Origin of the sequence: Modicisalibacter sp. 'Wilcox' (assembly GCF_010993675.1) — a bacterium.
Classification (GTDB): domain Bacteria; phylum Pseudomonadota; class Gammaproteobacteria; order Pseudomonadales; family Halomonadaceae; genus Modicisalibacter; species Modicisalibacter tunisiensis.
The window spans coordinates 1-24,524 of sequence record NZ_WNXF01000013.1 but is presented as its reverse complement, the minus strand read 5'-3'; the positions used below and the strand labels follow the sequence as shown (position 1 = coordinate 24,524).

Sequence of the window (24,524 nt, the reverse complement as noted above, 5' to 3'; positions counted from 1 at the left end):
ATGAGCGCTGACGAAACGCCGACCACCCTGAGCACTCTCGAGGCCGGGGGCTCGACCTACCACTACTACAGCCTGCCCAGGGCTGCCGAGGCACTGGGCAATATCGATCGGCTGCCCTTCACCCTCAAGGTGCTGCTCGAGAATCAGCTGCGCTTCGCCGACGACGAGGCAGTCTCGCGCGAGGACATGCAGGCGCTGGTGGACTGGCAAAAGGCAGGCCGCTCGAACCGCGAGATTGGCTATCGACCGGCACGCGTGCTGATGCAGGACTTCACCGGCGTCCCCGGCGTGGTGGACCTGGCCTCGATGCGTGATGCCGTGGCCCGGCTCGGCGACGATCCGGCGCGCATCAACCCGCTGTCGCCGGTCGACCTGGTCATCGACCACTCGGTGATGGTCGACCACTTCGGCGACGCCTCGGCGTTCAAGGACAATGTCGCCATCGAGATGGAGCGCAACCGCGAACGCTACGAGTTCCTGCGCTGGGGCCAGCAGGCCTTCGACAACTTCCGCGTGGTGCCGCCGGGCACCGGCATCTGCCACCAGGTCAACCTGGAGTACCTGGGCAAGGCGGTCTGGACCAAGGAGCAGGACGGCAAGACCTTCGCCTACCCCGACACCCTGGTGGGCACCGATTCCCACACCACCATGATCAACGGCCTGGGCGTGCTCGGCTGGGGCGTCGGCGGCATCGAGGCGGAAGCTGCCATGCTCGGTCAGCCGGTGTCGATGCTGATTCCCGAGGTGATCGGCTTCAAGATCACCGGCAAGCTGCGCGAAGGCATCACCGCCACCGACCTGGTGCTGACGGTGACCCAGATGCTGCGTCAGAAGGGCGTGGTCGGCAAGTTCGTCGAATTCTACGGCGACGGTCTCAAGGACATGCCGGTGGCGGATCGCGCCACCATCGCCAACATGGCCCCCGAGTACGGTGCCACCTGCGGCTTCTTCCCGATCGACGAGCAGACGCTGGACTACCTGCGCCTCTCCGGTCGTGACGACGCCCAGATCGCGCTGGTCGAGGCCTACGCCAGGGAGCAGGGCCTGTGGCGCGAGCCGGGGCACGAGCCGATCTACTCGGACACCCTGGAGCTCGACATGGGCGATGTCGTCGCCAGCCTGGCCGGGCCCAAGCGCCCGCAGGACCGGGTGGCGCTGACCGACATGAAGGCCACCTTCGAGAAGCTGATGAACGGCGACGCCCCCGACGCCCCGGCCGAGGAGCAGGCCAAGTGGAACTCCGAGGGCGGCCATGCGGTGGACGACGTCGAGCTGCATGATCGTCATCGCCACTACGAGCACACCGACAGCCAGGACGTCGAGCTCGATGGCGAGTCCTTCAAGCTCAACCCGGGGGCCGTGGTGATCGCCGCCATCACCTCCTGCACCAACACCTCCAACCCCAGCGTGATGCTGGCCGCCGGCCTGCTGGCCCGCAAGGCGGTGGAGAAGGGGCTCGTCACCAAGCCGTGGGTCAAGACCTCGCTGGCACCGGGTTCCAAGGTGGTGACCGACTACCTCGCCGCCGGCGGCGTGCAGGACGACCTGAACGAACTGGGTTTCAATCTGGTCGGCTACGGCTGCACCACCTGCATCGGCAACTCCGGCCCGCTGCCCGAGCCGATCGAGAAGGCGGTGGACGCCGGCGACCTGACCGTGGCCTCGGTGCTCTCCGGCAACCGCAACTTCGAGGGCCGCGTGCATCCGCTGGTCCGCACCAACTGGCTGGCCTCGCCGCCCCTGGTGGTGGCCTACGCCCTGGCCGGCAACGTGCGTGTCGATCTCTCCAGGGAGCCGCTGGGCACCGGCAAGGACGGCCAGCCGGTCTATCTCAAGGATATCTGGCCCAGCCAGGCCGAGATCGCCGCCGCCGTGGAGCAGGTCAAGACCGACATGTTCCGCAAGGAGTACGCCGAGGTCTTCGACGGCGACGAGACCTGGCGCTCGATCAAGGTGCCGGAAAGCAAGGTCTACGAGTGGTCGAAGGATTCCACCTACATCCAGCACCCGCCGTTCTTCGAGGGCATGGGCAAGGAGCCCGAGCCGGTCGAGGACGTCAAGGGGGCGCGCGTGCTGGCGATGCTCGGTGACTCGGTGACCACCGACCACATCTCGCCGGCCGGCGCGATCAAGCCGGACAGCCCCGCCGGGCGCTACCTGCAGGAACACGGCGTGGCGGTGAAGGACTTCAACTCCTACGGCTCGCGGCGCGGCAATCACGAGGTGATGATGCGCGGCACCTTCGCCAACGTGCGCATCAGAAACGAGATGCTCGACGACGTCGAGGGCGGCTACACCCGGCATGTGCCCTCCGGCGAGCAGCTGTCGATCTACGACGCGGCGATGAAGTATGTCGAGGACGATACGCCGCTGGTGGTGGTCGCCGGCAAGGAGTACGGCACCGGCTCGTCACGCGACTGGGCGGCCAAGGGCACGCGGCTGCTGGGCGTGCGCGCGGTGATCGCCGAATCCTACGAGCGCATCCACCGCTCCAACCTGATCGGCATGGGCGTGCTGCCGCTGCAGTTCCCCGAGGGCGAGGGCCGCCAGTCGCTGGGGCTGACCGGCGACGAGACCTTCTCCATCGAGGGGCTCAAGGATCTCGAGCCGGGCGGCACCGTCAAGGTGACCATCGGTACCGACAAGGGCGAGAAGACCCTCGACGCCAAGTGCCGCATCGACACCGTCAACGAGCTGGAATACTACCGCCACGGCGGCATCCTGCACTTCGTGCTGCGCAACATGCTCAAGTGACGCCGTGCCGGGGCACGCCCCCGGCCGTCACTCGGCACCAATGAAAACGCCCTGCCTTGCTGGCAGGGCGTTTTCTTGCAGGCAAGCTTCGAGTGGAGAGCGGCTCAGAAAGCGCGGCGCCGATAGCGGCGATAGCGCGGATACCAGAAGTGGCGCTCGATCGCCTCCCACAGCACCTCGTCGCTGGACGACAGCGCCACGCCCTCCTCCTGGGCCTGCTTGGCGACATCGAAGGCGATCGACTTGCTGAGCTCGCGGATGTCCCTGAGGGAAGGCAGCAGCGCGCCCTCGCCCTTCCTGACGATTGGCGCGCCGTTGGCCAGGGCGTTGGAGGCCGCCATCAGCATGCCGTCGGTGACTCGCGAGGCATTGGCGGCGACCACGCCCAGCCCCACGCCGGGGAAGATGTAGGCATTGTTGCACTGGGCGATGGCGATCTCGCGATCGCCGACCTTGGCCGGCGGGAAGGGGCTGCCGGTGGCCACCAGGGCCTGACCATCGGTCCAGTCGGCGATGTCCTGGGGGGTTGCCTCGACCCGCGAGGTGGGGTTGGACAGCGGCATCACCACCGGGTTGGGGCAGTTCTCGTGCAGCGCACGGATCACCGCCTCGCTGAACAGCCCCTTCTGCCCGGAGACGCCGATCAGGATCGTCGGGCGGGCCTGGGTGATGACGTCCATCAGCTGGCTGTCCGACCAGCCCTCGAGATCCTGCGGGTCGTGGGCCAGGCGCTGCTGGAAGTCGTACAGCCCGTCCATGTCGGTGGTCAGCAGGCCATGACGGTCCACCATGTAGACCCGCCGGCGCGCCTCGGCCTCGCTGAGCCCCTCGGCCTGCATGGCGACGATGATCTGCTCGGCGATGCCGCAGCCGGCGGACCCGGCGCCGACGAAGGCCACCCGCTGGTCGCCGAGCCCGACATCGCGTGACTTGCAGGCGGCCAGCAGCGTGCCCACGCAGACCGCGGCGGTGCCCTGGATGTCGTCGTTGAAGCAGCACAGCTCGTCGCGGTAACGCTCGAGCAGCGGCATGGCGTTGGTCTGGGCGAAGTCCTCGAACTGCACCAGGGCGTTGGGCCAGCGACGCTTGACCGCCTGCACGAACATGTCGATGAACTCGGCATACTCCTCGTCGCCGATGCGCTTGTGGCGCCAGCCCATGTACATCGGGTCGTCGAGCAGCTGCTGGTTGTTGGTGCCCACGTCGAGCATGATCGGCAGCGTGTAGGCCGGGCTGATGCCGCCGCAGGCGGTGTACAGCGAGAGCTTGCCGATGGGGATGCCCATGCCGCCGATGCCCTGGTCGCCGAGCCCCAGGATCCGCTCGCCGTCGGTGACCACGATCACCTTGACCCGATCCTTGGTGGCACTGCGCAGGATATCGTCCATGTGCTCCCGGTCGGGATAGGCGACGAAGATCCCGCGGTGATTGCGATAGATGTTGGAGAATTCCTCGCACGCCTCGCCCACCGTCGGCGTGTAGATGATCGGCATCATCTCCTCGAGGTGTTCTTCCAGCAGGCGGAAGAACAGCGTCTCGTTGTCGTCCTGGATCGAGCGTAGATAGATGTGCTTGTCCAGATCGGTCTTGCACAGACGGTACTGGCGATAGGCGCGCTCCGCCTGCTCCTCGATGGTCTCGACGTTCTGGGGCAGCAGCCCGATCAGGTTGAAGTCGATGCGCTCCTTCAGGGTGAAGGCACTGCCCTTGTTGAGCAGCGGCATTTCCAGCAGCGACGGACCGGCATAGGGGGTATACAGGGGGCGCTTGGCGTTCTCGCTCATCTCTCGACTCGAGGTTGGTGTGACGACGTTCGCGCGGGCTGGGATGCCGTTGGGCAAACGGCACGGCGAACACGGAATGTTACGGGATACAATAACACAGCCACCCGCTCGGCCGCCTCGAAAGCGCGGTGCTTTCCTGCGTTTCGACAGCAAGCGTATTGACCGGAAGGGAGGGCTTTGCTCCACTTGACGCTCGCGATTACAGGACACGACACGGCATGCCAGCCCTTCCCAGGCGTCGTCGGAGCCCCGGAGCGCCGACCGCCGGATTCGCCATCAACGGGCAGGAGATCAACGGCGCCCTGGGGGATCTGGGCACCCTGCTGCCGCTGACGCTGGGCATCCTGGCCCTGGGCGTCCTGCCCCCCGGGCCGGTGCTGTTCGGCTTCGCGGCGTTCTATCTCGCCACCGCCTGCTGCTACCGACTGCCGATCCCCGTACAGCCCATGAAGGCCGTGGCGGCGATGCTGCTGGCCACGGGCATGACGCCCCAGGCGGTGGCCCTGAGCGGCGTGATGATCGGGGGAGTGATGCTGGGGCTCGGGCTGACGGGCTGGATCAATCGCCTGAGCCGCCCGATACCGCAGTCCGTGCTCGCCGGGCTGCAGCTGGGACTGGGCGTGATGCTGGCTCAGGCCAGCCTGGCACTCATGGGCGAGGCACCCTGGCTGGGCGGCGTGACGCTGGCGGTGCTGCTGGTGACGATGCGGCTGCCCCGCTGCCCCTCGGTGCTGGTCACCCTGCTGGTCGCGGCGGGGCTGGGCCTGCTGCGGGGGGACGGGGGCGCGATCGCCGCGCCCGACTCTCATTCCCTGCTGGCGCTGGCCGCCTGGCCGGACATCGGCACCATCGAGCATTCCCTGACGACCCTGGTGCTGCCCCAGCTGGCGTTGACGGTGACCAATGCCATCGTGCTGACCGCCCTGGTGGCCGGCGACTACTTCGGTGAACGCGCGGCCCATGTCACGCCCGCACGCCTGTCGATCTCCACCGGCCTCGCCAACCTGGTGCTCGCGCCGTTCGGTGCCCTGCCGATGTGCCATGGCGCGGGCGGGCTGGCGGCGCACTACCGCTTCGGCGCACGCACCGGCACGGCACCGCTGCTGATGGGCCTGGCCATGCTCATCATGGCCTGCCTGCCGATGCCGTGGAGCCTGGCCCTGCTGGCCGCCATTCCCGCCGCCGGGCTGGGCGCCCTGCTGCTGGTGGCCGCCTGGCAGCTGGGTGTCACCCGGCGGCTGTTCGACAGCCGGCCCGACTGCTGGCCGGTGATCGCCGCGACCGCCGCGGTGACGGTCGCACTGAGCCCCTTCTGGGGGCTGGTCGCCGGTGCCGCCGCCGAATGGGGGCGGGTCGGATGGGCCAGGTATCGTCGTGCCCGCGACGCCTCAGCGCGATGACGGGGCGAAGAACCACGGCCGCAGTCTGACGCCCAGCATGTTGCCGGCGAAGGCGGCCACCAGCCACAGCCAGCCGTGCAGGCTGCCGGAGACGATGCCGCCGAAATAGGCGCCGATGTTGCAGCCGAAGGCCAGCCGGGCCCCGTAGCCCAGCAGCAGACCGCCGAGCACCGCCGCCAGCGCCGAGCGCCGCGGAATCCGGAAGTTCGGCGCGAAGCGCCCCGCCAGCGAGGCGGCGACCATGGCGCCGAGGATGATGCCGATGTCCATGACCGAGGTGACATGGCTCCAGACACTGCCGGCCAGCGCCTCGGCATGGCCCGGGGCCTGCCAGTAGCCCCACTGGCCGACGTCGCCGCCCAGCGCCTGATAGCCCTTGGCGCCCCACAGCGCGAACGCCGAGGTCACCCCCCAGGGGCGCCCGGCCAGCGCCAGGGTGATGAAGTTCAGCAGCGCCAGCGCCACGCCGCCACCCAGCAGCGGCCAGGGGCCGCGCAGCCAGCGGGAGCCCGGTCGCGCCTCGGGTTGCGGTGGCGTCTCGAGCCGGCCGTGACGCCGCTTCTCCAGCACCACCGTGATGCCGGCGATCAGCGCGAACAGCACCAGGCTGACCGCGATGCCGCCGCCGGCGCCCAGGGTGTCGACCAGCGAGACCGGCTGAAAGGCCGGCAGGCTCTGCCACCAGCTGAAGTGCGCGGTGCCGATCAACGAGCCGACGACGAAGAACGCCAGGGTGATCAGCATGCGGGCGTTGCCGCCACCCACCGTGTACAGCGTGCCGGACGCGCAGCCACTGCCCAGCTGCATGCCCAGACCGAACAGGAAGGCCCCCACCAGCACGGAAGTGCCGATCGGCGCCACGAACCCGCTGACCGGATTGCCGAACAGCGTGCCCGCCCCCAGCGCGGGGAAGAACAGCACCACGGCCAGCGCCAGCATCAGCATCTGCGCCCGCAGGCCGCGGCCGCGCCGCTCGGTGATGAAGACTCGCCAGGCGCCGGTGAAGCCGAAGGCGGCATGGTAGAGCGCCACCCCGAAGGCGCCGCCGACCACCAGCAGGGCGGCCAGCCGGGCGCCGTAGGCCGCCCCCAGGCCGACGATGCCGGCCAGCAGCAGCACGCCGGCCAGCCAGGCCGACAGCGGTGGACGAGTGACTGTCATCGCTTGCGACATTCGAGCCTCCATGACATGGCAATGTGAACTGTTAACAGGCTATCGTCAGGCTCGAAAGTTGTGAAATGCATAAAGGAGATCGCGACCATCCTTTATAATTATAAGCGAATGCAACGACACGGGGCGCCCGAAGGCGCCCCGTGCCGAAGCCGGTTCAGCACCGGCCATTCACGACTAACTACGCGATGAACTAGATGAAGCGTCCCAGCCCGACGGCGTGACGCAGCCTGTCCATCAGCGGCGCGGCTTCCTCGCGCGCCCGCTCGGCGCCCTTGCGCAGCACGGCCTCGATATGCCCCGGGTCCTCCATCAGCGCCTGATAGCGCTCGCGGGGCTCGCGCAGGTGGGCGTTGAGGTACTCGAACAGCTCGTTCTTGGCCTCGCCCCAGCCGATGCCCTCGGCGTAGCGCCGGCGCATCGCCGCGCTTTCCTCGGCGCTGGCGAAGGCCGAGTAGATCTGGAACAGGGTGCAGGTATCCGGGTCCTTGGGCTCGCCCGGCTCCAGGGAGTTGGTCTTGATCTTGCGCACCAGCTTGAGCAGCTTCTTCTCGGAGACGAACAGCGGGATGGTGTTGTTGTAGCTCTTGGACATCTTGCGCCCGTCGAGCCCGCCGAGCACCTCGACCTTCTCGTCGACCACGGCCTCGGGCAACGTGAAGTACTGGCTCTTGTAGAGGTGATTGAAGCGCCCGGCCATGTCGCGGGCCATCTCGATGTGCTGGATCTGGTCGCGCCCCACCGGCACCTTGTTGGCGTTGAACATCAGGATGTCGGCGGCCATCAGCACCGGGTAGCCGAACAGCCCCATGGTGATGCCGCGATCGAGGTCCGGGCTGCCGGCCGCCTCGTTCTCGGCGACCGCCGCCTTGTAGGCATGCGCGCGGTTCATCAGCCCCTTGGCGCAGACGCAGGACAGCATCCAGGTCAGCTCGGGGATTTCCGGGATATCCGACTGGCGATAGAAGATGGCGTTGTCGGTATCCAGCCCCAGCGCCAGCCAGGTGGCGGCGATCTCCAGACGCGACTGCTCGACGCGCCCGGGGTCCTGGCACTTGATCAGGGCATGCAGGTCGGCGAGGAAGTAGAAGGACTGGACGTCGGGGTTCTGGCTCTCGGCGATCGCCGGCTTGATCGCGCCGACGTAGTTGCCGAGGTGGGGCGTGCCGGTCGTGGTGATGCCGGTGAGCACGCGGGTCGTCTTGGCGGCTGTACTCATGGAAAGCGGACTCTGCTGTCGGAAATGCCCGCTATGGTAACGCGCCCCCCCGGCCAAGGCGACCGACGCCCGGCGGTAACGCCGGGCGTGCGGCGGGAAGACCCCGGCCCGTCAGCTCGCGACCAGGCTGGCCGGGTCGACGCTGTCGAGGCCGAAGGCCTGGGCCACGGCACGGTAGGTGATCTTGCCGTCGTGGACGTTGAGGCCGGGCAGGAAGTGCGGGTCATCGGCCAGTGCCTGCTTCCAGCCCTTGTCCGCCAGGGCGATGATGAACGGCAGGGTGGCGTTGGTCAGCGCCTGGGTGGAGGTGCGCGCCACGGCGCCGGGCATGTTGGCCACGCAGTAGTGCACCACGCCGTCGACCACGTAGGTGGGCTCGGCATGGGTGGTCGCCTTGCTGGTCTCGAAGCAGCCGCCCTGATCGATGGCGACGTCGACCAGCACGCTGCCCGGCTTCATGTCGGCCAGCTGCGCACGGGTGATCAGCTTGGGCGCGGCGGCGCCCGGTACCAGCACCGCGCCAATGATCAGGTCGGATTCGCGAATCGCCTCTTCCAGGGAATCCGCGGTGGAATAGACGGTGCGCAGCCGTCCCTGGTAGCGATGATCGAGCACCTCCAGGCGCGGCAGCGACCGGTCGAGCACGGTCACCTCAGCGCCCAGCCCCAGCGCCATGCGTGCGGCGTTCTCGCCGACCACGCCGCCGCCGATCACCGTGACCTTGGCCGGCGCCACGCCGGGCACCCCCGGCAGCAGCACGCCGGAACCGCCCTGCGCCTTCTCGAGGCTGTGCGCCCCGGCCTGCACCGCCATGCGACCGGCGACCCGGCTCATCGGTGCCAGCAGCGGCAGGCCGCCCTGGGCATCGGTGATGGTCTCGTAGGCGATACAGGTCGCCCCGGAGGCCATCAGCCCCTTGGTCAGCGACTCCTCGGCCGCCAGGTGCAGGTAGGTGAACAGGGTCTGGCCCGACGAGAGACGCGCGACTTCCTCGCGCTGCGGCTCCTTGACCTTGAGGATCAGCTCGGCGGCGCTCCACAGCGCCTCGACGTCGGACTCCAGGCTCGCCCCGGCCGCCTCGAAGGCGCTGTCGGCGAAACCGGAGCCATCGCCGGCCCCGGTCTGCACGATGACCTGATGGCCGCGCTCGACCAGCTCGCGCACTCCGGTCGGGGTCAGCGCGACGCGATACTCGTGGTTCTTGATTTCCTTGGGAACGGCAATCTTCATGACACCCTCCTGCGATGGACGTGTTGGACAGGGGCGAGCCCGTGGATTCACACGCCATTAGTACAGCAGCTCCGGGGGATCACGATAGACAGCCGGCGCAAAACAAAAACTTCGCCCGGACGAGCCTTTGCCGCCAGAAAAAACCGCGGCAGGAGCCCATCACACGAAAAACTTTCGCGACCTAGGCAGGCTCCGTTACCAGGGCGCCGCCATAGAGGTCGCGAAAGGCCTCCGGCAGGCGACGGGGGCGACCGCTGGACAGCGCCACGCAGGCGAAGCGGGTGCGCGCCCGCAGCAGCGTCGCCCCGTCGCTCGGGCGGATCAGCTGGAAGCGACGCGTCAGCGTCAGGCGGCCGTCGCAGGCCACGATCCAGGTCGCCAGGCGCAGGTCGTCACCGGCGAAGGCCGGTGCCAGGTAGTCCAGCTCGTGGCGATGCACCACCATGCCCCGATCCAGCGCCCGATAGTCATCGAGGCTCAGGCCCAGCGAGCGGGAGTGCGCCCAGCTGGCCTGCTCGACCCAGCGCAGGTATTCGGCATTGTTGACGTGACCGTAATGGTCGATCGCCGCCGCGTCGACGACGATCGTGATCGTGAAGGGGGTCGACAGATCCCAGTCCATGCCTTGCCTCCCGGCCACCTCGGCTAGTCGCGGAACACGCGCACGCCCAGCGCCTTGAGATAGGCCGTCTCGGGAATCGACGGGTGCACCGGATGATCCGGCCCCTGACCGCCCTGATAGAGGATCTGGCCGTGGCGGTCCTGGTGGCGCACCGCGCCGCGCACGCATTCCACCAGCCGTTCGGTGGTCAGGTGCATCGAGCAGGAGGCCGAGAGCAGCAGGCCGTCGCGCCCCAGCAGGCGCATCGCCTCGCGGTTGAGACGGGCGTAGGCGCGCTCGCCGTTGGCGATGTCCTTGCGCCGCTTGATGAAGGCCGGCGGATCGAGGACCACCACGTCGAACTGTTCGCCGTCGGCCTTGAGCGCGGCCAGGGCCTCGAAGGCGTCGGCCTCGCCCACCGCCACCCGGTCGTCGACCCCGTTGAGCGTGGCGTTCTCGGCCACGCGTTCCAGGGCCTCGGCGGAACGGTCCACGCACAGTACCTCGCTGGCGCCGTGCGCCGCCGCCTGGACGCCCCAGCCACCGATGTAGCTGAACAGGTCCAGCACCCGCTTGCCCTCCACCAGGGCGTTGAGCCAGGCGCGGTTGGCACGGTGGTCATAGAACCAGCCGGTCTTCTGGCCGTCGAGCACCGGCGCGACGAAGCGCACGCCGTTCTCCTCGAGCAGCACCGCATCGGGCAGCTCGCCGTGGACCACCGAGACCTCGCTCTCGAGCTGCTCCTGGCGACGCCCCGAGGTGTCGTTCTTGAACACGATCGCCCGCGGCGCGAGCACCTTGTCCAGCGCCGCGATCACCTCCTCGGCCAGCCGCTCCATGCCCAGGGTGTTGAGCTGGACCACCAGCACGTCGCCGAAACGGTCGACCACCAGCCCCGGCAGCAGGTCGCCCTCGCCGTGCACCAGGCGATAGAACGGCTTGTCGAACAGCCGCTCGCGCAGCGCCAGCGCCTGATTGAAGCGGTGCACCAGCAGCGAGCGGTCGAGCCTCACGTTGACGTCGCGGGACACCACGCGGGCGCAGATCAGCGAATGCGGATTGACGTAGGCGATGCCCAGCGGCTTGCCATTGGCGGCCTCGATGATCGCCTGGCTGCCCGGCTCCACCGTCTTGAGCGGCGTGGCCTGGATATCGATCTCGTTGGAATAGAGCCAGAGATGACCGGCCTTGAGGCGGCGATCGGCGTTCTTCTTCAGGCGCAGGCGTTCGGTCACGGTAACTCCGGTTCAGATTATCGGGAATGCGGGCATTTTAACGCGCTCGCGCGCCCCGGGGAAAAGCCCGGACACGTGGTGCAGCGTCTCGAAAGGGAGCGACGAGGCGGGGGATCAGGTCTGGCAGCGCGGACAGAACACGCTCGCCCGCTGGCCCAGGGTGACGCCGCGCAGCTCACCGCCACAGCGGCGGCAGGGTTCGCCCGCGCGCCCGTAGACATTGAGGCGCTGGGCGAAGTAGCCGGGCTCGCCCACGCCGCTGACGAAGTCCCGCAGCGTGGTGCCGCCCTGGGTGATGGCCGCGGCGAGCACCTCGCGGACGGCCTCGGCCAGCCGATCGTAGCGCTCCCGCGCGATGCGCCCCGCCGAGCGACGCGGGTCGATGCCGGCGAGGAACAGCGCCTCGGCGGCATAGATGTTGCCCACGCCCACCACCACGGCGTTGTCCATCAGAAACGGCTTGACCGCCAGACGCCGCCCGCGGGACAGCCGATGCAGGCGCTCGCCGTCGAAGTCCGGCGACAGCGGCTCCGGGCCCAGCCGCGTCAGGCGCGGGTCGTCGCCCACATCGCCGCGCAGCCAGTCGACGAACCCGAAGCGCCGCGGGTCGTGATAGCGCAGGATGGCGCCATCGTCGACCACCAGGTCGACATGATCGTGCTTCTTCGGCGCATCGCCCAGCCGGGCGATGCGCAGGCTGCCCGACATGCCCAGATGCCACAGCAGGGTGCGGGTGCCCACGGGAATCGTCAGATACTTGGCGCGCCGGCCCGGCTCGCCGATCCGGCGGCCGACGAGCGCGTCCTCCAGATCCGCCGGCACTGGCGTGCGCAGGCGGCGCTCGCGCACGATCACCTCGCGGATCTCGCGCCCCTCGAGATACGGCGCGATGCCGCGGCGGGTGGTCTCGACTTCGGGCAACTCGGGCATGGAGCGACTCCATCACGAACCGAGGCGTGGGCAAGCCTCATGGGGTGCAGAGACGAAAAGACCCGGCGAGGCCGGGTCTTTTGAGGCAGGCGGCACGCCTGCGGCGGAAGCACAGCTTCACGTTCCGGATCGCGTCACCGCAGCCGGTGGCGCGTTCGACGGCTACGCTTACTTGATCTTGGCTTCCTTGTACATCACGTGCTTGCGGACCACCGGATCGTACTTCTTGAACTCGAGCTTGTCCGGGGTGTTCCGCTTGTTCTTGTCGGTGGTGTAGAAGTGGCCGGTACCGGCGCTGGACACCAACTTGATCTTGTCACGCATGAGTCTCGTCTCCCCTTAGATGCGCTCGCCGCGCTTGCGAATATCGGTCAGCACCGCCTCGATGCCCTTCTTGTCGATGATGCGCATGCCCTTGGAGGAAACACGCAGCTTGACGAAGCGCTTCTCGGCTTCCACCCAGAAGCGATGGGTGTGCAGGTTCGGCACGAAACGACGACGCGTCTTGCGCTGGGAGTGGGATACGTTGTTACCAGTCACCGGACGCTTGCCGGTAACCTGACATACTTTGGACATGAGAGCCTCCAACCGCTGGGCGAGTTGTTCAAAACCTGTCGGGCAAACCGGGAAGAGAGAATGGCAGGTAACCGCCTTCCGCCCCTTAATTAACCCAAGGAAGTCAAAGGGCGTACTTTATACCAGACCCCCCGTCTCCCGGCAACCGGAAATGGCGACGAAAATGCCTGACGGCCCCCCTCGCCGCGAGGGTTACAGCCAGCCGCGCTCGGCGAACGACACCACCTCGCCGTCGCCGACCACGAAATGGTCGAGCACGCGGATCTCGAACAGCGCCAGCGCTTCCTTGAGCCGATCGGTGATGCGCCGGTCGGCGTCGCTGGGCTCGGCCACGCCCGAGGGATGATTGTGGGCGAAGATGATCGCCCCGGCGCCCAGCGCCAGGGCGCGTCTGGCGACCTCGCGGGGATAGACCGAGGCGCTGTCCAGCGTGCCGCGGAACAGCGACTCGAAGCGGATCACCCGATGCTGGGTATCCAGGAACAGCGCGGCGAACTCCTCGTGACCGAGATGACGCAATCGCGAGGCGAGATAGGCCCGCACCAGCGACGGCGAGGTCAGCGCCCCGCCACGCTCGAGCTGGCTGGCCAGATGCCGGCGCGACAGCTCGAGCACCGCCTGCAGCTGGACGTACTTGGCCTCGCCCAGGCCGTGCTCGGCGCAGAAGCGCGCACGATCGGCTTCCAGCAGCGGCCGCAGCCCGCCGAAGGCGCCGAGCAGATCCCGTGCCAGATCCACCGCCGAGCGTCCCTTCACCCCCACCCGCAGAAAGATGGCCAGCAGTTCCGCATCGCTGAGCGCCTCCGACCCCAGGCTCAGCAGCTTCTCGCGAGGGCGCTCGCCCTCCGGCCAGTCACGAATTCCCATCGGCTCCCCCCACTCCCGCTTCGGGTCTCTTCACGGCATCCGCGCACACAATATCAGCAATTTCGCATGGAGTGGCAGCCTCGCCGCGGTGACGGTATCGGCTTTGCGGCTCGACAGGCCTGCTCCGGCGCCCGGGCCGACTATACTGAGGCCGCCCACGGCCATCGCCTGGCATGGGATACGCGGCGACCAACGCGACAAGGAGTCAGGAGATGGCACTTCACAGGGTGGGCAGCCAGTATGCAGACGCCAGGCCGGGCATTGTCCACCTCGGCCTGGGTGCCTTCCACCGCGCCCACCAGGCCGTCTATCTGGAGCGCAACCTGGCGCGCCACGGCGGCGGCGACTGGGGCATCGTCAGCGCCAACATCCGCTCCAACCACCGCCTCGTCGAGTGCCTGCGCGAGCGCGGCCGGCGCTACCATGTCGTCGAATACACCGACCGCGAGCATGTCACGCTGCGCGAGATCGGCGCGATCCGCGAGACGCTCTACGCCGGCCCCGACGGCGCCGACCGCGAGGCGCTGCTGGCGCGCATGAGCGAGCCCGGGGTGCGCATCGTCACCCTGACCGTCACCGAGAAGGGCTATCATCTGAATCCCGCCGATGGTCGCCTGCTCATCGACGCCCCGTCGATCGCCCACGACATCGCCGACCCCGCCACACCGCACAGCGCCCCGGGGATGCTCGTCGAGGCGCTGGCCCGCCGCCGTGCCGCCGGCACGCCGCCCTTCACGGTACTCAGCTGCGACAACATGCCGGACAACGGCAAACGCGTTCGCCGCGCGGTGATCGAGCTGGCGTGCCACCGCGACGCGCACCTTGCCGGGTGGATCGCCGAGCACGTCGCCTTTCCCTGCAGCATGGTCGACCGCATCGTCCCGGCGATGACCGACGACGACGTCACGGGCCTCGCGGCGCTGGGCATCGACGACCCGGCGGCGGTGGTCTGCGAGGCCTTCAGCCAGTGGGTGGTCGAGGATGACTTCCCCCAGGGCCGCCCCGACTGGGAGCACGAGGGCGTGCAGATGGTCGCCGACGTCGCGCCCTTCGAAGCCATGAAGCTGCGTCTGCTCAACGGCAGCCACTCGCTGCTCGCCTATCTCGGCGCGCTGGCAGGCATCGAGACGGTCGAAGAAGCCGTCGGCCGCCCGGAATTCGTCACGCTGCTGTGCCGCTACATGGGCAACGAAGCCGCGCCGACACTGACCATGCCCACGGGCACCGACCTCGACGCCTACGCCACGAGCCTGCTCGCGCGCTTCGCCAACGACAGCCTGCGCCACCGCCTGCAGCAGATCGCCATGGACGGCTCGCAGAAGCTGCCCCAGCGCTGGCTCGCCGGCGCCCGCACACGGCTCGACGCCGGCGGCGACCTCGTCTGCACGGCGCTCGGCGTGGCGGCCTGGATTCGCTACACTGCCGGCAGCAACCTGGCGGGCGAGAGCCACCCGGTGGACGACCCCATGGCCGAGACCTTCGCCGCCCTGCACGAGGCCCATCAGGAGCCGGCCGGACTGATCGCGGCCTTTCTCGCCCTCGATGCCATCGTCCCGCGCGAACTGGCCGGGGACGCCCGCTTTTCCGGGGCGGTGCTCGATGCCTACCGCGCACTGAACGAGAGCGGCGTGGAAGCCGCGATCCGCCGGGCGGGCTGACGCCGGCATTACGCACCGCGCCCCGCGAAATGGTAAAGTTGCCCTTTCATTCTCGAAGGTGAACCGTCATGTCGGGTTTCGGGCCGCCCCTGGCCGGAAAGCGCATCCTGCTGGGCATCAGCGGCGGCATCGCCGCCTACAAGAGCGCCATGCTCGCCCGCCTGCTCAAGAAGGCGGGCGCCGAGGTGCGCGTGGTGATGACCGAGGGCGCGCAGGCCTTCATCACGCCGCTGACCCTCCAGGCGCTGACCGGCGAGGCCGTGCGCACCTCGCTGCTCGACCCCGAGGCGGAAGCCGGCATGGGCCACATCGAGCTGGCCCGCTGGGCCGAGCTGGTGCTGATCGCCCCGGCCACCGCCGACCTGATGGCCCGCCTGGCCCACGGCCACGCCGATGACCTCCTGACCACCCTGTGCCTGGCCACCACCGCCGAGTGCGTGCTGGCTCCGGCGATGAACCAGGCGATGTGGGCACACCCGGCGACCCGCGACAATACCCGCCGCCTCGAGGGCCACGGCTGGCGCCTGCTGGGTCCCGACAGCGGCGACCAGGCCTGCGGCGACATCGGCGCCGGGCGCATGCTCGAGCCCGAGGCGATCGTCGAGCAGCTTCTCATGGCACCCAATGCCGCGTCCGACAGGGCGCCCGAAGCCGCGCCGCCTGCCGCGACTCACGAGCCGGTCACCGGCGATGCCGCGGGCCTGACCCTGACCCTGACCGCCGGCCCGACCCGCGAGGCGCTCGACCCGGTGCGCTATCTCTCGAACCACAGTTCGGGCAAGATGGGCTATGCGCTGGCCGCCGCCGCCGCCGCCCGCGGCGCCCGGGTGCGCCTGATCAGCGGCCCGGTGGCGCTGGGGACGCCCGCCGGGGTCGAGCGCGTCGACGTCACCTCGGCCGACGAGATGCTCGCCGCCGTCCGCGAGGCCGTCGCCGACAGCGACGTCTTCATCGGCTGCGCGGCGGTCGCCGACTACCGTGTCGCCCGCCCCGCCGAGCACAAGATCAAGAAGACCGACGAGACCGACACCCTGACCCTGGAGCTGGTCAAGAATCCCGACATCATCGCCACGATCGCCGCCGAGACCCCGCGCCCCTTCGTGGTGGGCTTTGCGGCCGAGACCCGCGATCTCGAGGCCTATGCCCGCGACAAGCTCGCCCGCAAGAACCTCGACATGATCGTCGCCAATGATGTCTCGCGCCCCGGGCTGGGTTTCGGCGCCGACGACAACGCCGCGCTGGTACTGTGGCGGGATGGCCTCGGCGGCGAGGGACGCCGCGAGCTGCCGGCCCAGTCCAAGAGCGCGCTGGCCGAGGCCGTGATCGACCAGGTCATCGCGCGCTTTCGCGAGCGCGCTTCCACGAACGCTTCCGTGTCCCGACAGGACTGCCGATGAACGACACCCTTTCCCCGACCCCGCAAGCCACCCGACCGCCGCTGGCCGTGAAGGTGCTCGACGAGCGCGTCCACGCCTACCCGCTGCCGCACTACGCCACCACCGGCAGCGCCGGCATGGACCTGCGCGCCCTGCTCGACGCGCCGCTCGAGTTGGCGCCGGGCGACTGCGAGCTGGTGCGCACCGGCCTGGCCGTGCACATCGCCGACCCCGGGCTCGCCGGCATGATCCTGCCCCGCTCGGGCCTGGGCCACAGGCACGGCATCGTGCTGGGCAACCTGGTCGGGCTGATCGATTCCGACTACCAGGGCGAGCTGATGATCTCGGTCTGGAACCGCGGCCGCGAGCCCTTCGTGCTCGAGCCCGGCGAACGCCTGGCCCAGTTCGTGCTGGTACCGGTGGTGCAGGCCGACATCGAGGTCGTCGACGACTTCGCCGCCAGCCAGCGCGGAGAAGGGGGCTTCGGCCACTCCGGCCGCCACTAAGCACTGCCTGAAAAGGACTACGCTCGGCAATACGACGTTGAAAATCGGTTCAAGATGCTCATTTACACCCCGTAAGCTCCGCTCTTTCACCGATTTTTGCCTTGTCCTGACTTCGCTCGTCGGCTTTTCAGGCAGCACTCAGGCTCGACCGAAAACTGACCGCGCCTGCCGGCTTTTCGGACGAGCCTGAGAAAGCAGCACGGGCCGCCGACGGCGGCCGACAACCGGCGGATGACCACCCGCCCCGTTCGTTTTGCATCCCATGACCAAGGAGGGACCCATGAGCGATATCACCCCATCCATCTTCCGGGCCTACGACATCCGCGGCACCGTCGATGACACCCTGACCGAGGCCAATGTCGAGCTGATCGGCCGGGCCATCGGCAGCGAGGCCGCCGAACGCGGCGAGCGGACCGTCATCGTCGCCCGCGACGGCCGCCACTCGGGGCCGCGCCTGCAGGCCGCACTGATCAAGGGACTGACCGCCGCCGGCCGCGATGTCATCGACATCGGCATGGTGCCCACGCCGGTGCTCTATTTCGCCACGCATACCCTCGAGGGCAGCACCTCCGGGGTGATGGTCACCGGCAGCCACAACCCGCCCGAGTACAACGGCTTCAAGATCGTGCTGGGCGGCGAGACGCTCTCCGGTGACGCCATCACCGCCCTGTACCAGCGCATCGTCGACGATAACCTGACCCACGGCGAGGGCAAGGTCAGTGAACATGACGTGCGCGACGCCTATCTCGAGCGCATCCTCAGCGACGTCAAGCTGGGCGGCCCGATCAAGGCGGTGGTCGACTGCGGCAACGGCGTGGCCGGCGAACTGGGGCCCCAGCTGGTCGCGCGGCTCGGCGCCGAGACCGTGACGCTATTCGACGAGATCGACGGCGACTTCCCCAACCACCATCCGGACCCGGGCAAGCTCGAGAACCTCGAGGACCTGATCCGCACGGTCAAGGAAACCGGCGCCGACATCGGCCTGGCCTTCGACGGCGACGGCGACCGCCTCGGCGTGGTCACCCCCAAGGGGGAAGTGATCTATCCCGACCGGCTGATGATGGCCTTCGCCGAGGACATGCTCACCCGCAACCCCGGCGCCCGTGTCATCTTCGACGTCAAGTGCACCGGCAATCTCGCCAAGGTGATCGATGACGCCGGCGGCGAGCCGGAGATGTGGCGCACCGGTCACTCGCTGATCAAGGCGCGCATGAAGGAGACCGGCGCGCAGCTCGCCGGCGAGATGAGCGGCCACATCTTCTTCAAGGAGCGCTGGTACGGCTTCGACGATGGCCTCTACGGCGCCGCACGGCTGCTGGAGATCCTCTCCAGGCAGGCCGACGACGCCGACGCCTTCTTCGCCCACTTCCCGCAGGATCTCGGCACCCCGGAACTCAACGTCAAGGTCACCGACGACAACAAGTTCGCGATCGTCGACAAGCTGGCCCGCGAGGGCGACTTCGGCGACGAGGGCGTCAAGACCACCCTCGACGGCATCCGCGTCGACTATCCCGACGGCTGGGGCCTGTGCCGTGCCTCCAACACCACGCCGGTGCTGGTGCTGCGCTTCGAGGGCAAGAGCCAGGAGGCGCTCGAGCGCGTCCAGGCGCGCTTCCGCGATGCCCTGAAGCAGGTCGCCCCGGACGCCGAACTGCCGTTCTGACCCCACCCCCGCCGCCGGCACTCGCGCCGGCGGCGTTCCATCCTGAGGAGACCGATCGCCCATGAGCGAACAACCCCGCGATCCCCGCCTCGTCGTCGAGGTGCTCTCCGAGGCGCTGCCCTACATCCAGCGCTTCTCCGGCAAGACCGTGGTCGTCAAGTACGGCGGCAACGCCATGACCGAGGACACCCTGATCGACTCCTTCGCCCGCGACATGGTGCTGATGAAGGAGGTCGGCATCAATCCGGTGGTGGTCCACGGCGGCGGCCCGCAGATCGGCGAGCTGCTCGCCAAGCTCCGGATCGAGTCACGCTTCGTCAACGGCATGCGGGTCACCGATGCCGAGACCATGGACGTGGTGGAGATGGTGCTCGGCGGGCTGGTCAACAAGAGCATCGTCAACCTGATCAACCAGTGCGGCGGCAAGGCCATCGGCCTGACCGGCAAGGACGGCGCCCAGATCCGCGCCCGCCAGCTCAAGGTCGAGCACAAGACACCCGAGATGGCCGCCTCGGAAATCATCGACATCGGCCACGTCGGCGAGGTCGAGCACGTGTCCACGGACCTGATCGAGATGCTCGCCGCCCGCGACTTCATCCCGGTCATCGCGCCGATCGGCGTCGACGCCGCGGGCCGCAGCTACAACATCAACGCCGACCTGGTGGCCGGCAAGGTCGCCGAGGCGCTCCAGGCCGAGAAGCTGATGCTGCTGACCAACGTCGCCGGCCTGATGGACGCCGGAGGCGAGGTGCTCACCGGGCTCACCACCGAGCAGGTCGACGCCCTGATCGCCGACGGCACCATCCACGGCGGCATGCTGCCCAAGATCCGCTGCGCCCTGGAGGCGGTGAAGGGCGGCGTGGCCAGCTCGCACATCATCGACGGCCGCGTGCCGCACGCGACCCTGCTGGAGATCTTCACCAACGCCGGGGTCGGCACGCTGATCTCGAATCAGCCGGCCCCCCCAGGACCCGGCCTGACTCCGGCCGGCGACAGGACGGTCTCGCCTGCCGAAATAGAATGAGCGCGGTTTGCTACCAGGCAGGCCCGACAGTACGATTGGGGACATCATAAAATATTAGAAGAATCCTCATGACGCAGGTAACCACCAAGCAGAACCGCCGCGAGCAGATCCTCCAGGCGCTGGCGCTGATGCTCGAGGAGGACAGCGGCAAGCGCATCACCACGGCCTCGCTGGCCCGTCAGGTCGGCGTCAGCGAAGCCGCGCTGTACCGCCATTTCCCCAGCAAGGCGCGGATGTTCGAGGGGCTGATCGAGTTCATCGAGTCGACCCTGTTCGAGCGCATCCGGCTGATCCTCGACGAGACCCAGGAGGCCCTGCCTCGCTGTCAGCATATCCTGATGCTGTTGCTGGGGTTCGCCGAGAAGAACCCGGGGCTGTGTCGACTGCTCAACGGCGACGCCCTGACCGGCGAGACCGCCCGGCTGCGGGTGCGCATGGGTCAGCTGTTCGAGCGCCTGGAAACCCAGCTCAAGCAGGTGCTGCGCGAAGCCGAACTGCGCGAGGGGCTGCGCCCCTCGCTGCCGGTTCCGGCCGCCGCCAACCTGCTGCTGGCCTATGCCGAAGGGCGTATCGGCCAGTACGTGCGCAGCGACTTCCGGCGCCGCCCCACCGAGCAGTGGGACACCCAGTGGGCCCACCTGTCCCGCGAACTGCTGAGCGGGGTCGCCCAGACCCAGGCCTGCTGAAGACGACGACGCCCGGCATCGAGCCGGGCGTCGTGTCATTCAGTTCAGGGCAACATGCGCGAGGGGCGCGCAGGGAATCAGGCCACCATTCTCTCGCCCAGCTGCTGGCGAATCTTCTTCATGGCGTTCTTCTCCAGCTGGCGGATACGCTCCGCCGACACGCCGTAGACATCCGCCAGCTCGTGCAGCGTCGCCTTGTTCTCGGCCAGCCAGCGGCGCTGGAGGATGTCGCGGGAGCGCTCGTCGAGCCCGGCCAGCGCGCCCTGCAGACGACGTGTCGAATCGGCCTCCCAGTCGCTGTCCTCGAGCTGGGTCGCCGGGTCGTAGCTGGCGTCGTCGAGGTAGTGGGCCGGCGCCTGATAGCCCTGCTCTTCCTCCTCGCTGGGCGAGGCATCGAAGCCGGCGTCGAACGCGGACAGACGGCCTTCCATCTCGCGCACCACCTCGGGCTTGACGTCGAGGTCCTTGGCGATGGCATCGACCTCGTCGCTGTTCAGCCAGGCCAGGCGCTTCTTGGCGCTGCGCAGGTTGAAGAACAGCTTGCGCTGCGCCTTGGTGGTCGCCACCTTGACGATGCGCCAGTTGCGCAGCACGAACTCGTGAATCTCGGCCTTGATCCAGTGCACGGCAAACGACACCAGCCGTACGCCCTGGTTGGGGTCGAAGCGCTTGACGGCCTTCATCAGCCCCACGTTGCCTTCCTGGATCAGGTCGGCCTGCGGCAGACCGTAGCCGGAATAGCTGCGGGCGATGTGCACGACGAAGCGCAGATGGGACATGACCAGTCGACGTGCCGCCTCGAGATCGTTCTCGTCATGTAGGCGGAAGGCGAGTTCGCGCTCCTCGTCGGCGGTCAGGACCGAAATGCTGTTGACTGCCTGAATGTAGCCGTTCAGGTCATGGCCGGGTGAAAGCTGGCCAATAGGCTGAAGACTGGTGCTCATGCAAGATGTCTCCATGTTGCCCTTGAAGGATCGGTGCCGCATGCGTCGATCCGGTAACTCTTCGTTATCCAACCTTGATTCCCTGACCTCGGACCCTCAGCGTAGAAAGAAGTTCAACTTTCGTGCAAGCCGCCGAGGCGCCTGTACAGGGTGTTTCTTGATCCGAGTCTAGCGTGGGCGCGCGTCGGCAAGATGACGATGCACGGCGATCCAGCCGCCCAGCCAGCCCACCAGTGTACTCGAAAGCAGCAGCATTGCCGAGCCCTGCCAGCCCAGCGCCGGCATGCCGAAATGCGCCCCGTAGCTCTCGGCCAGCTCGTGCAGCGGTGCCGCCAGCCAGCGCCCGCCCAGCGCCAGCAGCAGCCAGGCGACCACCCCGCCCCCCAGGCCGTACCAGGCACCGCTGTAGAGGAAGGGCCGCCGCACGAAGGCATGGGTGGCACCGATCAGCGTCACCACCTCGATCTCCCGGCGGCGGCTCTCCACCGATAGACGAATGGTGTTGCCCACCACCAGCAGGGCGCCGAGCCCGAACAGCCCGCCCAGGGCCAGCGTCAGCCGCCGGCCGAACGCCGCCAGCCGCCGCAGGCGTTCCAGCCAGGCCAGGTCGACGCGCACCTCGTCGACCCCGTCGACGCGTTCGAGCTGATCGCCGAGATCGCGCACCGCCGCGGGGGACGTGTCGACCGGCGCGATCACCACGCTGGCCGGCAGCGGGTTGTCATCGAGCTCGGCCAGGGCATCCTCGAGCCCCAGCGCCTGCTGGAACTCGGCCGCTCCCTCGGCGGCGGTGATCAGCCGGGCGCTCGCCACGTCGGGGTGGCGTCTCAGGGTGTCGGCGATCGTCATGGACCGGCTCTCGCTGACCGCGGGCGACAGGTAGACGGTCAAGGTGGCGCTGTCCTGCAGCCGCCGGCCGATGTCGTCGGCCCCGGACAGCGCCAGCCACAGCCCGGCCGGCAGCACCAGGGCGATGCCGATGGCGAGCATGGTCAGCAGGCTGCTCAGCGGACGGCGCAGCAGACGCCGGGCGCTGTCGAGACCCACGGCCCGATGATGGCGCAGCCAGGCACGAGCGCGACTGTCGATACCCGCTCGCCGGCTGCGCGCCCCGCGCCGCGGCGGCGACTGACGAGACCCCGATGCCTTCTTCATGCGCCCTCCCCGTCGCCGACCTGCTCATCGCTGACCAGGCGCCCTTCCCGCAGGCGCAGCACGCGATGCCGCAACCGCGCGATCAGCGCCAGGTCGTGACTGGCCACCAGCACCGTGGTGCCGATGCGATTGAATTCCTCGAACAGGCGCATGATATCGGCGGACAGCTGGGGATCGAGATTGCCGGTGGGCTCGTCGGCGAGCAGCAGCGGCGGCTTGTTGACCACCGCCCGGGCGATGCCCACGCGCTGCTGCTCGCCCGTGGAGAGTTCGATGGGCAGGGCCCGCTCGCGGTGCAGCAGGCCCACCTTGTCGAGCGCCGCCCGGACCCGCCGGGCCGACTCGTGCGGCTCGACCCCCTGGATCGCCAGCGGCAGGGCGACATTGGCAAAGACATCGCGATCGAACAGCAGCTGGTGATCCTGGAAGACCACGCCGATCTGGCGCCGGTAGTAGGGGATCTGGCTGGCGTGCAGGCGGTCGATGTCGTGCCCGGCCACCAGCAGCCGCCCCCGCGACGGCCGCTCGAGGCGCATGATCAGCCGCAGCAGCGAGCTCTTGCCGGCCCCGGAGTGACCGGTCAGGAACAGCATTTCGCCGCGGGCGATGCGGAAGTTGATGTCGGCGAGCGCCTCGTAGCGCCCGCCGTAACGCTTGCCGACGTGCTCGAAGGCGATCATGCGTTCACGAATCCGCCGGCGCGTCGCGATCGAACAGGGCCGTCACGAAGTCGTCGGCGGCGAAGGGCCGCAGATCGTCGAGCGACTCGCCGACGCCGATGAAGCGGATCGGCGTGGCCAGCTGCTTGGCCAGCGCGAAGATGATGCCGCCCTTGGCGGTGCCGTCAAGCTTGGTCAGGGTGATGCCGGTGACCGGGATCGCCTCGTTGAAGGTCTGGGCCTGGGCCAGGGCGTTCTGGCCGGTGCCGGCATCCAGCACCAGCATCACCTCGTGCGGCGCCTCGGCGTCGAGTTTGGCCATCACCCGCTGCACCTTCTTGAGCTCCTCCATCAGGTGGCTCTTGTTGTGCAGGCGACCGGCGGTATCGGCGATCAGCACGTCGACGCCACGCGCCCGGGCGGCGGCCAGCGCATCGTAGATCACCGAGGCGCTGTCGGCGCCGGTGTGCTGGGCGACCACCGGTACCGAATTGCGCTCGCCCCAGACCTTGAGCTGCTCCACCGCCGCGGCGCGGAAGGTATCGCCGGCGGCGAGCATCACGCTGCGCCCCTCGTTCTGGAAGCGCTGGGTCAGCTTGCCGATGGTGGTGGTCTTGCCCACGCCGTTGACGCCGACCATCAGGATGACGAACGGCCCCTCGCCCCTGGGCGGCAGGGTCAGCGGCGTGGTCACCGGCGCCAGCAGCGCGCCGAGCTCTTCCTGCAGGGCGCGATACAGCGCCTGGGGATCATTGAGCTCCTTGCGCGAGACGCGCTCGGTCAGGTTGTCGATGATCTCGGTGGTGGCCTCGATGCCCACGTCCGCCATCAGCAGCTGGGTCTCGATCTCCTCCATCAGATCGTCGTCGATCTGCTTCTTGCCCAGGAACAGATCGGCCAGCCCCTCGGTCAGGTTGGCGCGGGTCTTGCCGAGCCCGGCGCGGATGCGCGCCAGCCAGCCCCGCTTCTCGCCGCGCGGCTTCTCGCGGCCGGCGGTGGCACTGTCCGCCCGCGGCTCGGGCTCGGGCTCGGGCTCGGGCTCGGGCTCGGGCTCGGGCTCGGGCTCGGGCTCGGGCTCGGGCTCGGG

General features: G+C 68.6%; 22 protein-coding genes. 8 read left to right on the top strand and 14 right to left on the bottom strand.

Features of this window, described 5'->3' with window-relative positions:
* Positions 1–2,754 (top strand): aconitate hydratase AcnA, encoded by a 2,754-nt coding sequence (acnA, locus tag G7A98_RS12375; RefSeq protein WP_163649988.1) that lies wholly within the window; start codon positions 1–3, stop codon positions 2,752–2,754.
* A 104-nt stretch (positions 2,755–2,858) separates the two neighbouring features.
* Here the strand turns inward: acnA and G7A98_RS12370 are convergent, their stop codons facing one another.
* On the bottom strand, positions 2,859–4,538 hold the full coding sequence (locus G7A98_RS12370) for an NAD-dependent malic enzyme (RefSeq protein WP_163649987.1): 1,680 nt from the start codon (positions 4,536–4,538) through the stop codon (positions 2,859–2,861).
* 218 nt (positions 4,539–4,756) lie between these two features.
* Between G7A98_RS12370 and G7A98_RS12365 the strand changes: the two genes are divergently transcribed.
* Positions 4,757–5,938 carry a putative sulfate/molybdate transporter gene (locus G7A98_RS12365; protein WP_163649986.1) on the top strand — a complete coding sequence of 394 codons (1,182 nt, stop codon included), beginning with the start codon at positions 4,757–4,759 and terminating at the stop codon, positions 5,936–5,938.
* Here G7A98_RS12365 and G7A98_RS12360 read toward each other — a convergent pair.
* The 9 genes from G7A98_RS12360 to radC form a co-directional block, all read right to left on the bottom strand.
* On the bottom strand, positions 5,927–7,111 hold the full coding sequence (locus G7A98_RS12360; protein WP_163649985.1) for a YeeE/YedE family protein: 1,185 nt from the start codon (positions 7,109–7,111) through the stop codon (positions 5,927–5,929). The two genes, G7A98_RS12365 and G7A98_RS12360, sit on opposite strands and share 12 nt — an antisense overlap.
* Before the next feature lie 190 nt (positions 7,112–7,301).
* Entirely contained in the window at positions 7,302–8,327 is a 1,026-nt protein-coding gene (locus G7A98_RS12355) for a tryptophan--tRNA ligase (RefSeq protein WP_163649984.1), read from the bottom strand.
* A 111-nt stretch (positions 8,328–8,438) separates the two neighbouring features.
* Positions 8,439–9,557, bottom strand: a complete 1,119-nt coding sequence (gene ald, locus G7A98_RS12350) for an alanine dehydrogenase (RefSeq protein WP_163649983.1) — start codon at positions 9,555–9,557, stop codon at positions 8,439–8,441.
* A gap of 181 nt (positions 9,558–9,738) precedes the next feature.
* On the bottom strand, positions 9,739–10,179 hold the full coding sequence (locus G7A98_RS12345; RefSeq protein WP_163649982.1) for a thioesterase family protein: 441 nt from the start codon (positions 10,177–10,179) through the stop codon (positions 9,739–9,741).
* Between the two features lie 23 nt (positions 10,180–10,202).
* A complete protein-coding gene (locus G7A98_RS12340; RefSeq protein ID WP_163649981.1) occupies positions 10,203–11,393 on the bottom strand; it encodes a class I SAM-dependent rRNA methyltransferase in 1,191 nt (396 codons plus the stop codon).
* A gap of 114 nt (positions 11,394–11,507) precedes the next feature.
* Positions 11,508–12,323, bottom strand: coding sequence for a bifunctional DNA-formamidopyrimidine glycosylase/DNA-(apurinic or apyrimidinic site) lyase (mutM, locus tag G7A98_RS12335; RefSeq protein ID WP_163649980.1), 816 nt, complete (start codon positions 12,321–12,323; stop codon positions 11,508–11,510).
* Between the two features lie 168 nt (positions 12,324–12,491).
* Positions 12,492–12,647 (bottom strand): 50S ribosomal protein L33, encoded by a 156-nt coding sequence (gene rpmG, locus G7A98_RS12330; protein WP_016417370.1) that lies wholly within the window; start codon positions 12,645–12,647, stop codon positions 12,492–12,494.
* Positions 12,648–12,662: 15 nt separating this feature from the next.
* Positions 12,663–12,899, bottom strand: coding sequence for a 50S ribosomal protein L28 (gene rpmB / locus G7A98_RS12325; protein WP_163649979.1), 237 nt, complete (start codon positions 12,897–12,899; stop codon positions 12,663–12,665).
* Positions 12,900–13,091: 192 nt separating this feature from the next.
* On the bottom strand, positions 13,092–13,766 hold the full coding sequence (gene radC / locus G7A98_RS12320; RefSeq protein WP_163649978.1) for a DNA repair protein RadC: 675 nt from the start codon (positions 13,764–13,766) through the stop codon (positions 13,092–13,094).
* 212 nt (positions 13,767–13,978) lie between these two features.
* On the opposite strand from radC, the gene G7A98_RS12315 reads away from it, so the two are divergent.
* The 6 genes from G7A98_RS12315 to slmA all read left to right on the top strand — a co-directional run bounded on the left by G7A98_RS12315 (position 13,979) and on the right by slmA (position 20,679).
* Positions 13,979–15,424: a mannitol dehydrogenase family protein gene (locus G7A98_RS12315; RefSeq protein WP_163649977.1), complete on the top strand. Its 1,446-nt coding sequence runs from the start codon at positions 13,979–13,981 to the stop codon at positions 15,422–15,424.
* A gap of 68 nt (positions 15,425–15,492) precedes the next feature.
* The gene (coaBC, locus tag G7A98_RS12310; RefSeq protein WP_163649976.1) at positions 15,493–16,821 is read left to right on the top strand and encodes a bifunctional phosphopantothenoylcysteine decarboxylase/phosphopantothenate--cysteine ligase CoaBC; all 1,329 of its coding nucleotides are present in this window, start codon (positions 15,493–15,495) and stop codon (positions 16,819–16,821) included.
* Positions 16,818–17,306 carry a dUTP diphosphatase gene (gene dut / locus G7A98_RS12305; RefSeq protein ID WP_163649975.1) on the top strand — a complete coding sequence of 163 codons (489 nt, stop codon included), beginning with the start codon at positions 16,818–16,820 and terminating at the stop codon, positions 17,304–17,306. Before coaBC ends, dut begins: the two co-directional genes overlap by 4 nt.
* Before the next feature lie 280 nt (positions 17,307–17,586).
* The gene (locus tag G7A98_RS12300) at positions 17,587–18,969 is read left to right on the top strand and encodes a phosphomannomutase/phosphoglucomutase (RefSeq protein WP_163649974.1); all 1,383 of its coding nucleotides are present in this window, start codon (positions 17,587–17,589) and stop codon (positions 18,967–18,969) included.
* A gap of 61 nt (positions 18,970–19,030) precedes the next feature.
* Positions 19,031–19,993 carry an acetylglutamate kinase gene (gene argB, locus G7A98_RS12295; RefSeq protein WP_240464744.1) on the top strand — a complete coding sequence of 321 codons (963 nt, stop codon included), beginning with the start codon at positions 19,031–19,033 and terminating at the stop codon, positions 19,991–19,993.
* Positions 19,994–20,061: 68 nt separating this feature from the next.
* Positions 20,062–20,679 carry a nucleoid occlusion factor SlmA gene (gene slmA, locus G7A98_RS12290; RefSeq protein ID WP_163649973.1) on the top strand — a complete coding sequence of 206 codons (618 nt, stop codon included), beginning with the start codon at positions 20,062–20,064 and terminating at the stop codon, positions 20,677–20,679.
* Positions 20,680–20,756: 77 nt separating this feature from the next.
* Here the strand turns inward: slmA and rpoH are convergent, their stop codons facing one another.
* From rpoH to ftsY, 4 genes are all read right to left on the bottom strand, one after another.
* Positions 20,757–21,623: an RNA polymerase sigma factor RpoH gene (rpoH, locus tag G7A98_RS12285; RefSeq protein ID WP_163649972.1), complete on the bottom strand. Its 867-nt coding sequence runs from the start codon at positions 21,621–21,623 to the stop codon at positions 20,757–20,759.
* A 168-nt stretch (positions 21,624–21,791) separates the two neighbouring features.
* On the bottom strand, positions 21,792–22,778 hold the full coding sequence (gene ftsX / locus G7A98_RS12280) for a permease-like cell division protein FtsX (RefSeq protein WP_163649971.1): 987 nt from the start codon (positions 22,776–22,778) through the stop codon (positions 21,792–21,794).
* On the bottom strand, positions 22,775–23,458 hold the full coding sequence (gene ftsE, locus G7A98_RS12275) for a cell division ATP-binding protein FtsE (protein WP_163649970.1): 684 nt from the start codon (positions 23,456–23,458) through the stop codon (positions 22,775–22,777). The genes ftsX and ftsE overlap by 4 nt, the downstream gene beginning before the upstream one ends.
* Before the next feature lie 4 nt (positions 23,459–23,462).
* On the bottom strand, positions 23,463–24,524 hold a 1,062-nt coding region (gene ftsY / locus G7A98_RS12270; RefSeq protein ID WP_163649969.1), incomplete at its 5' end, for a signal recognition particle-docking protein FtsY.

Bases quoted from the DNA above. Each gene is read 5' to 3' on its own strand.
- acnA (WP_163649988.1), top strand. From the start codon at position 1: ATGAGCGCTGACGAAACGCCGACCACCCTGAGCACTCTCGAGGCCGGG.
- G7A98_RS12300 (WP_163649974.1), top strand. From the start codon at position 17,587: ATGAGCGATATCACCCCATCCATCTTCCGGGCCTACGACATCCGCGGC.
- ftsE (WP_163649970.1), bottom strand. From the start codon at position 23,458: ATGATCGCCTTCGAGCACGTCGGCAAGCGTTACGGCGGGCGCTACGAG.
- G7A98_RS12345 (WP_163649982.1), bottom strand. From the start codon at position 10,179: ATGGACTGGGATCTGTCGACCCCCTTCACGATCACGATCGTCGTCGAC.
- mutM (WP_163649980.1), bottom strand. From the start codon at position 12,323: ATGCCCGAGTTGCCCGAAGTCGAGACCACCCGCCGCGGCATCGCGCCG.
- G7A98_RS12370 (WP_163649987.1), bottom strand. From the start codon at position 4,538: ATGAGCGAGAACGCCAAGCGCCCCCTGTATACCCCCTATGCCGGTCCG.
- G7A98_RS12365 (WP_163649986.1), top strand. From the start codon at position 4,757: ATGCCAGCCCTTCCCAGGCGTCGTCGGAGCCCCGGAGCGCCGACCGCC.
- ftsX (WP_163649971.1), bottom strand. From the start codon at position 22,778: ATGAAGAAGGCATCGGGGTCTCGTCAGTCGCCGCCGCGGCGCGGGGCG.
- G7A98_RS12360 (WP_163649985.1), bottom strand. From the start codon at position 7,111: ATGTCGCAAGCGATGACAGTCACTCGTCCACCGCTGTCGGCCTGGCTG.
- radC (WP_163649978.1), bottom strand. From the start codon at position 13,766: ATGGGAATTCGTGACTGGCCGGAGGGCGAGCGCCCTCGCGAGAAGCTG.
- argB (WP_240464744.1), top strand. From the start codon at position 19,031: ATGAGCGAACAACCCCGCGATCCCCGCCTCGTCGTCGAGGTGCTCTCC.
- rpoH (WP_163649972.1), bottom strand. From the start codon at position 21,623: ATGAGCACCAGTCTTCAGCCTATTGGCCAGCTTTCACCCGGCCATGAC.
- rpmG (WP_016417370.1), bottom strand. From the start codon at position 12,647: ATGCGTGACAAGATCAAGTTGGTGTCCAGCGCCGGTACCGGCCACTTC.
- rpmB (WP_163649979.1), bottom strand. From the start codon at position 12,899: ATGTCCAAAGTATGTCAGGTTACCGGCAAGCGTCCGGTGACTGGTAAC.
- slmA (WP_163649973.1), top strand. From the start codon at position 20,062: ATGACGCAGGTAACCACCAAGCAGAACCGCCGCGAGCAGATCCTCCAG.
- dut (WP_163649975.1), top strand. From the start codon at position 16,818: ATGAACGACACCCTTTCCCCGACCCCGCAAGCCACCCGACCGCCGCTG.
- G7A98_RS12315 (WP_163649977.1), top strand. From the start codon at position 13,979: ATGGCACTTCACAGGGTGGGCAGCCAGTATGCAGACGCCAGGCCGGGC.
- ald (WP_163649983.1), bottom strand. From the start codon at position 9,557: ATGAAGATTGCCGTTCCCAAGGAAATCAAGAACCACGAGTATCGCGTC.
- G7A98_RS12355 (WP_163649984.1), bottom strand. From the start codon at position 8,327: ATGAGTACAGCCGCCAAGACGACCCGCGTGCTCACCGGCATCACCACG.
- coaBC (WP_163649976.1), top strand. From the start codon at position 15,493: ATGTCGGGTTTCGGGCCGCCCCTGGCCGGAAAGCGCATCCTGCTGGGC.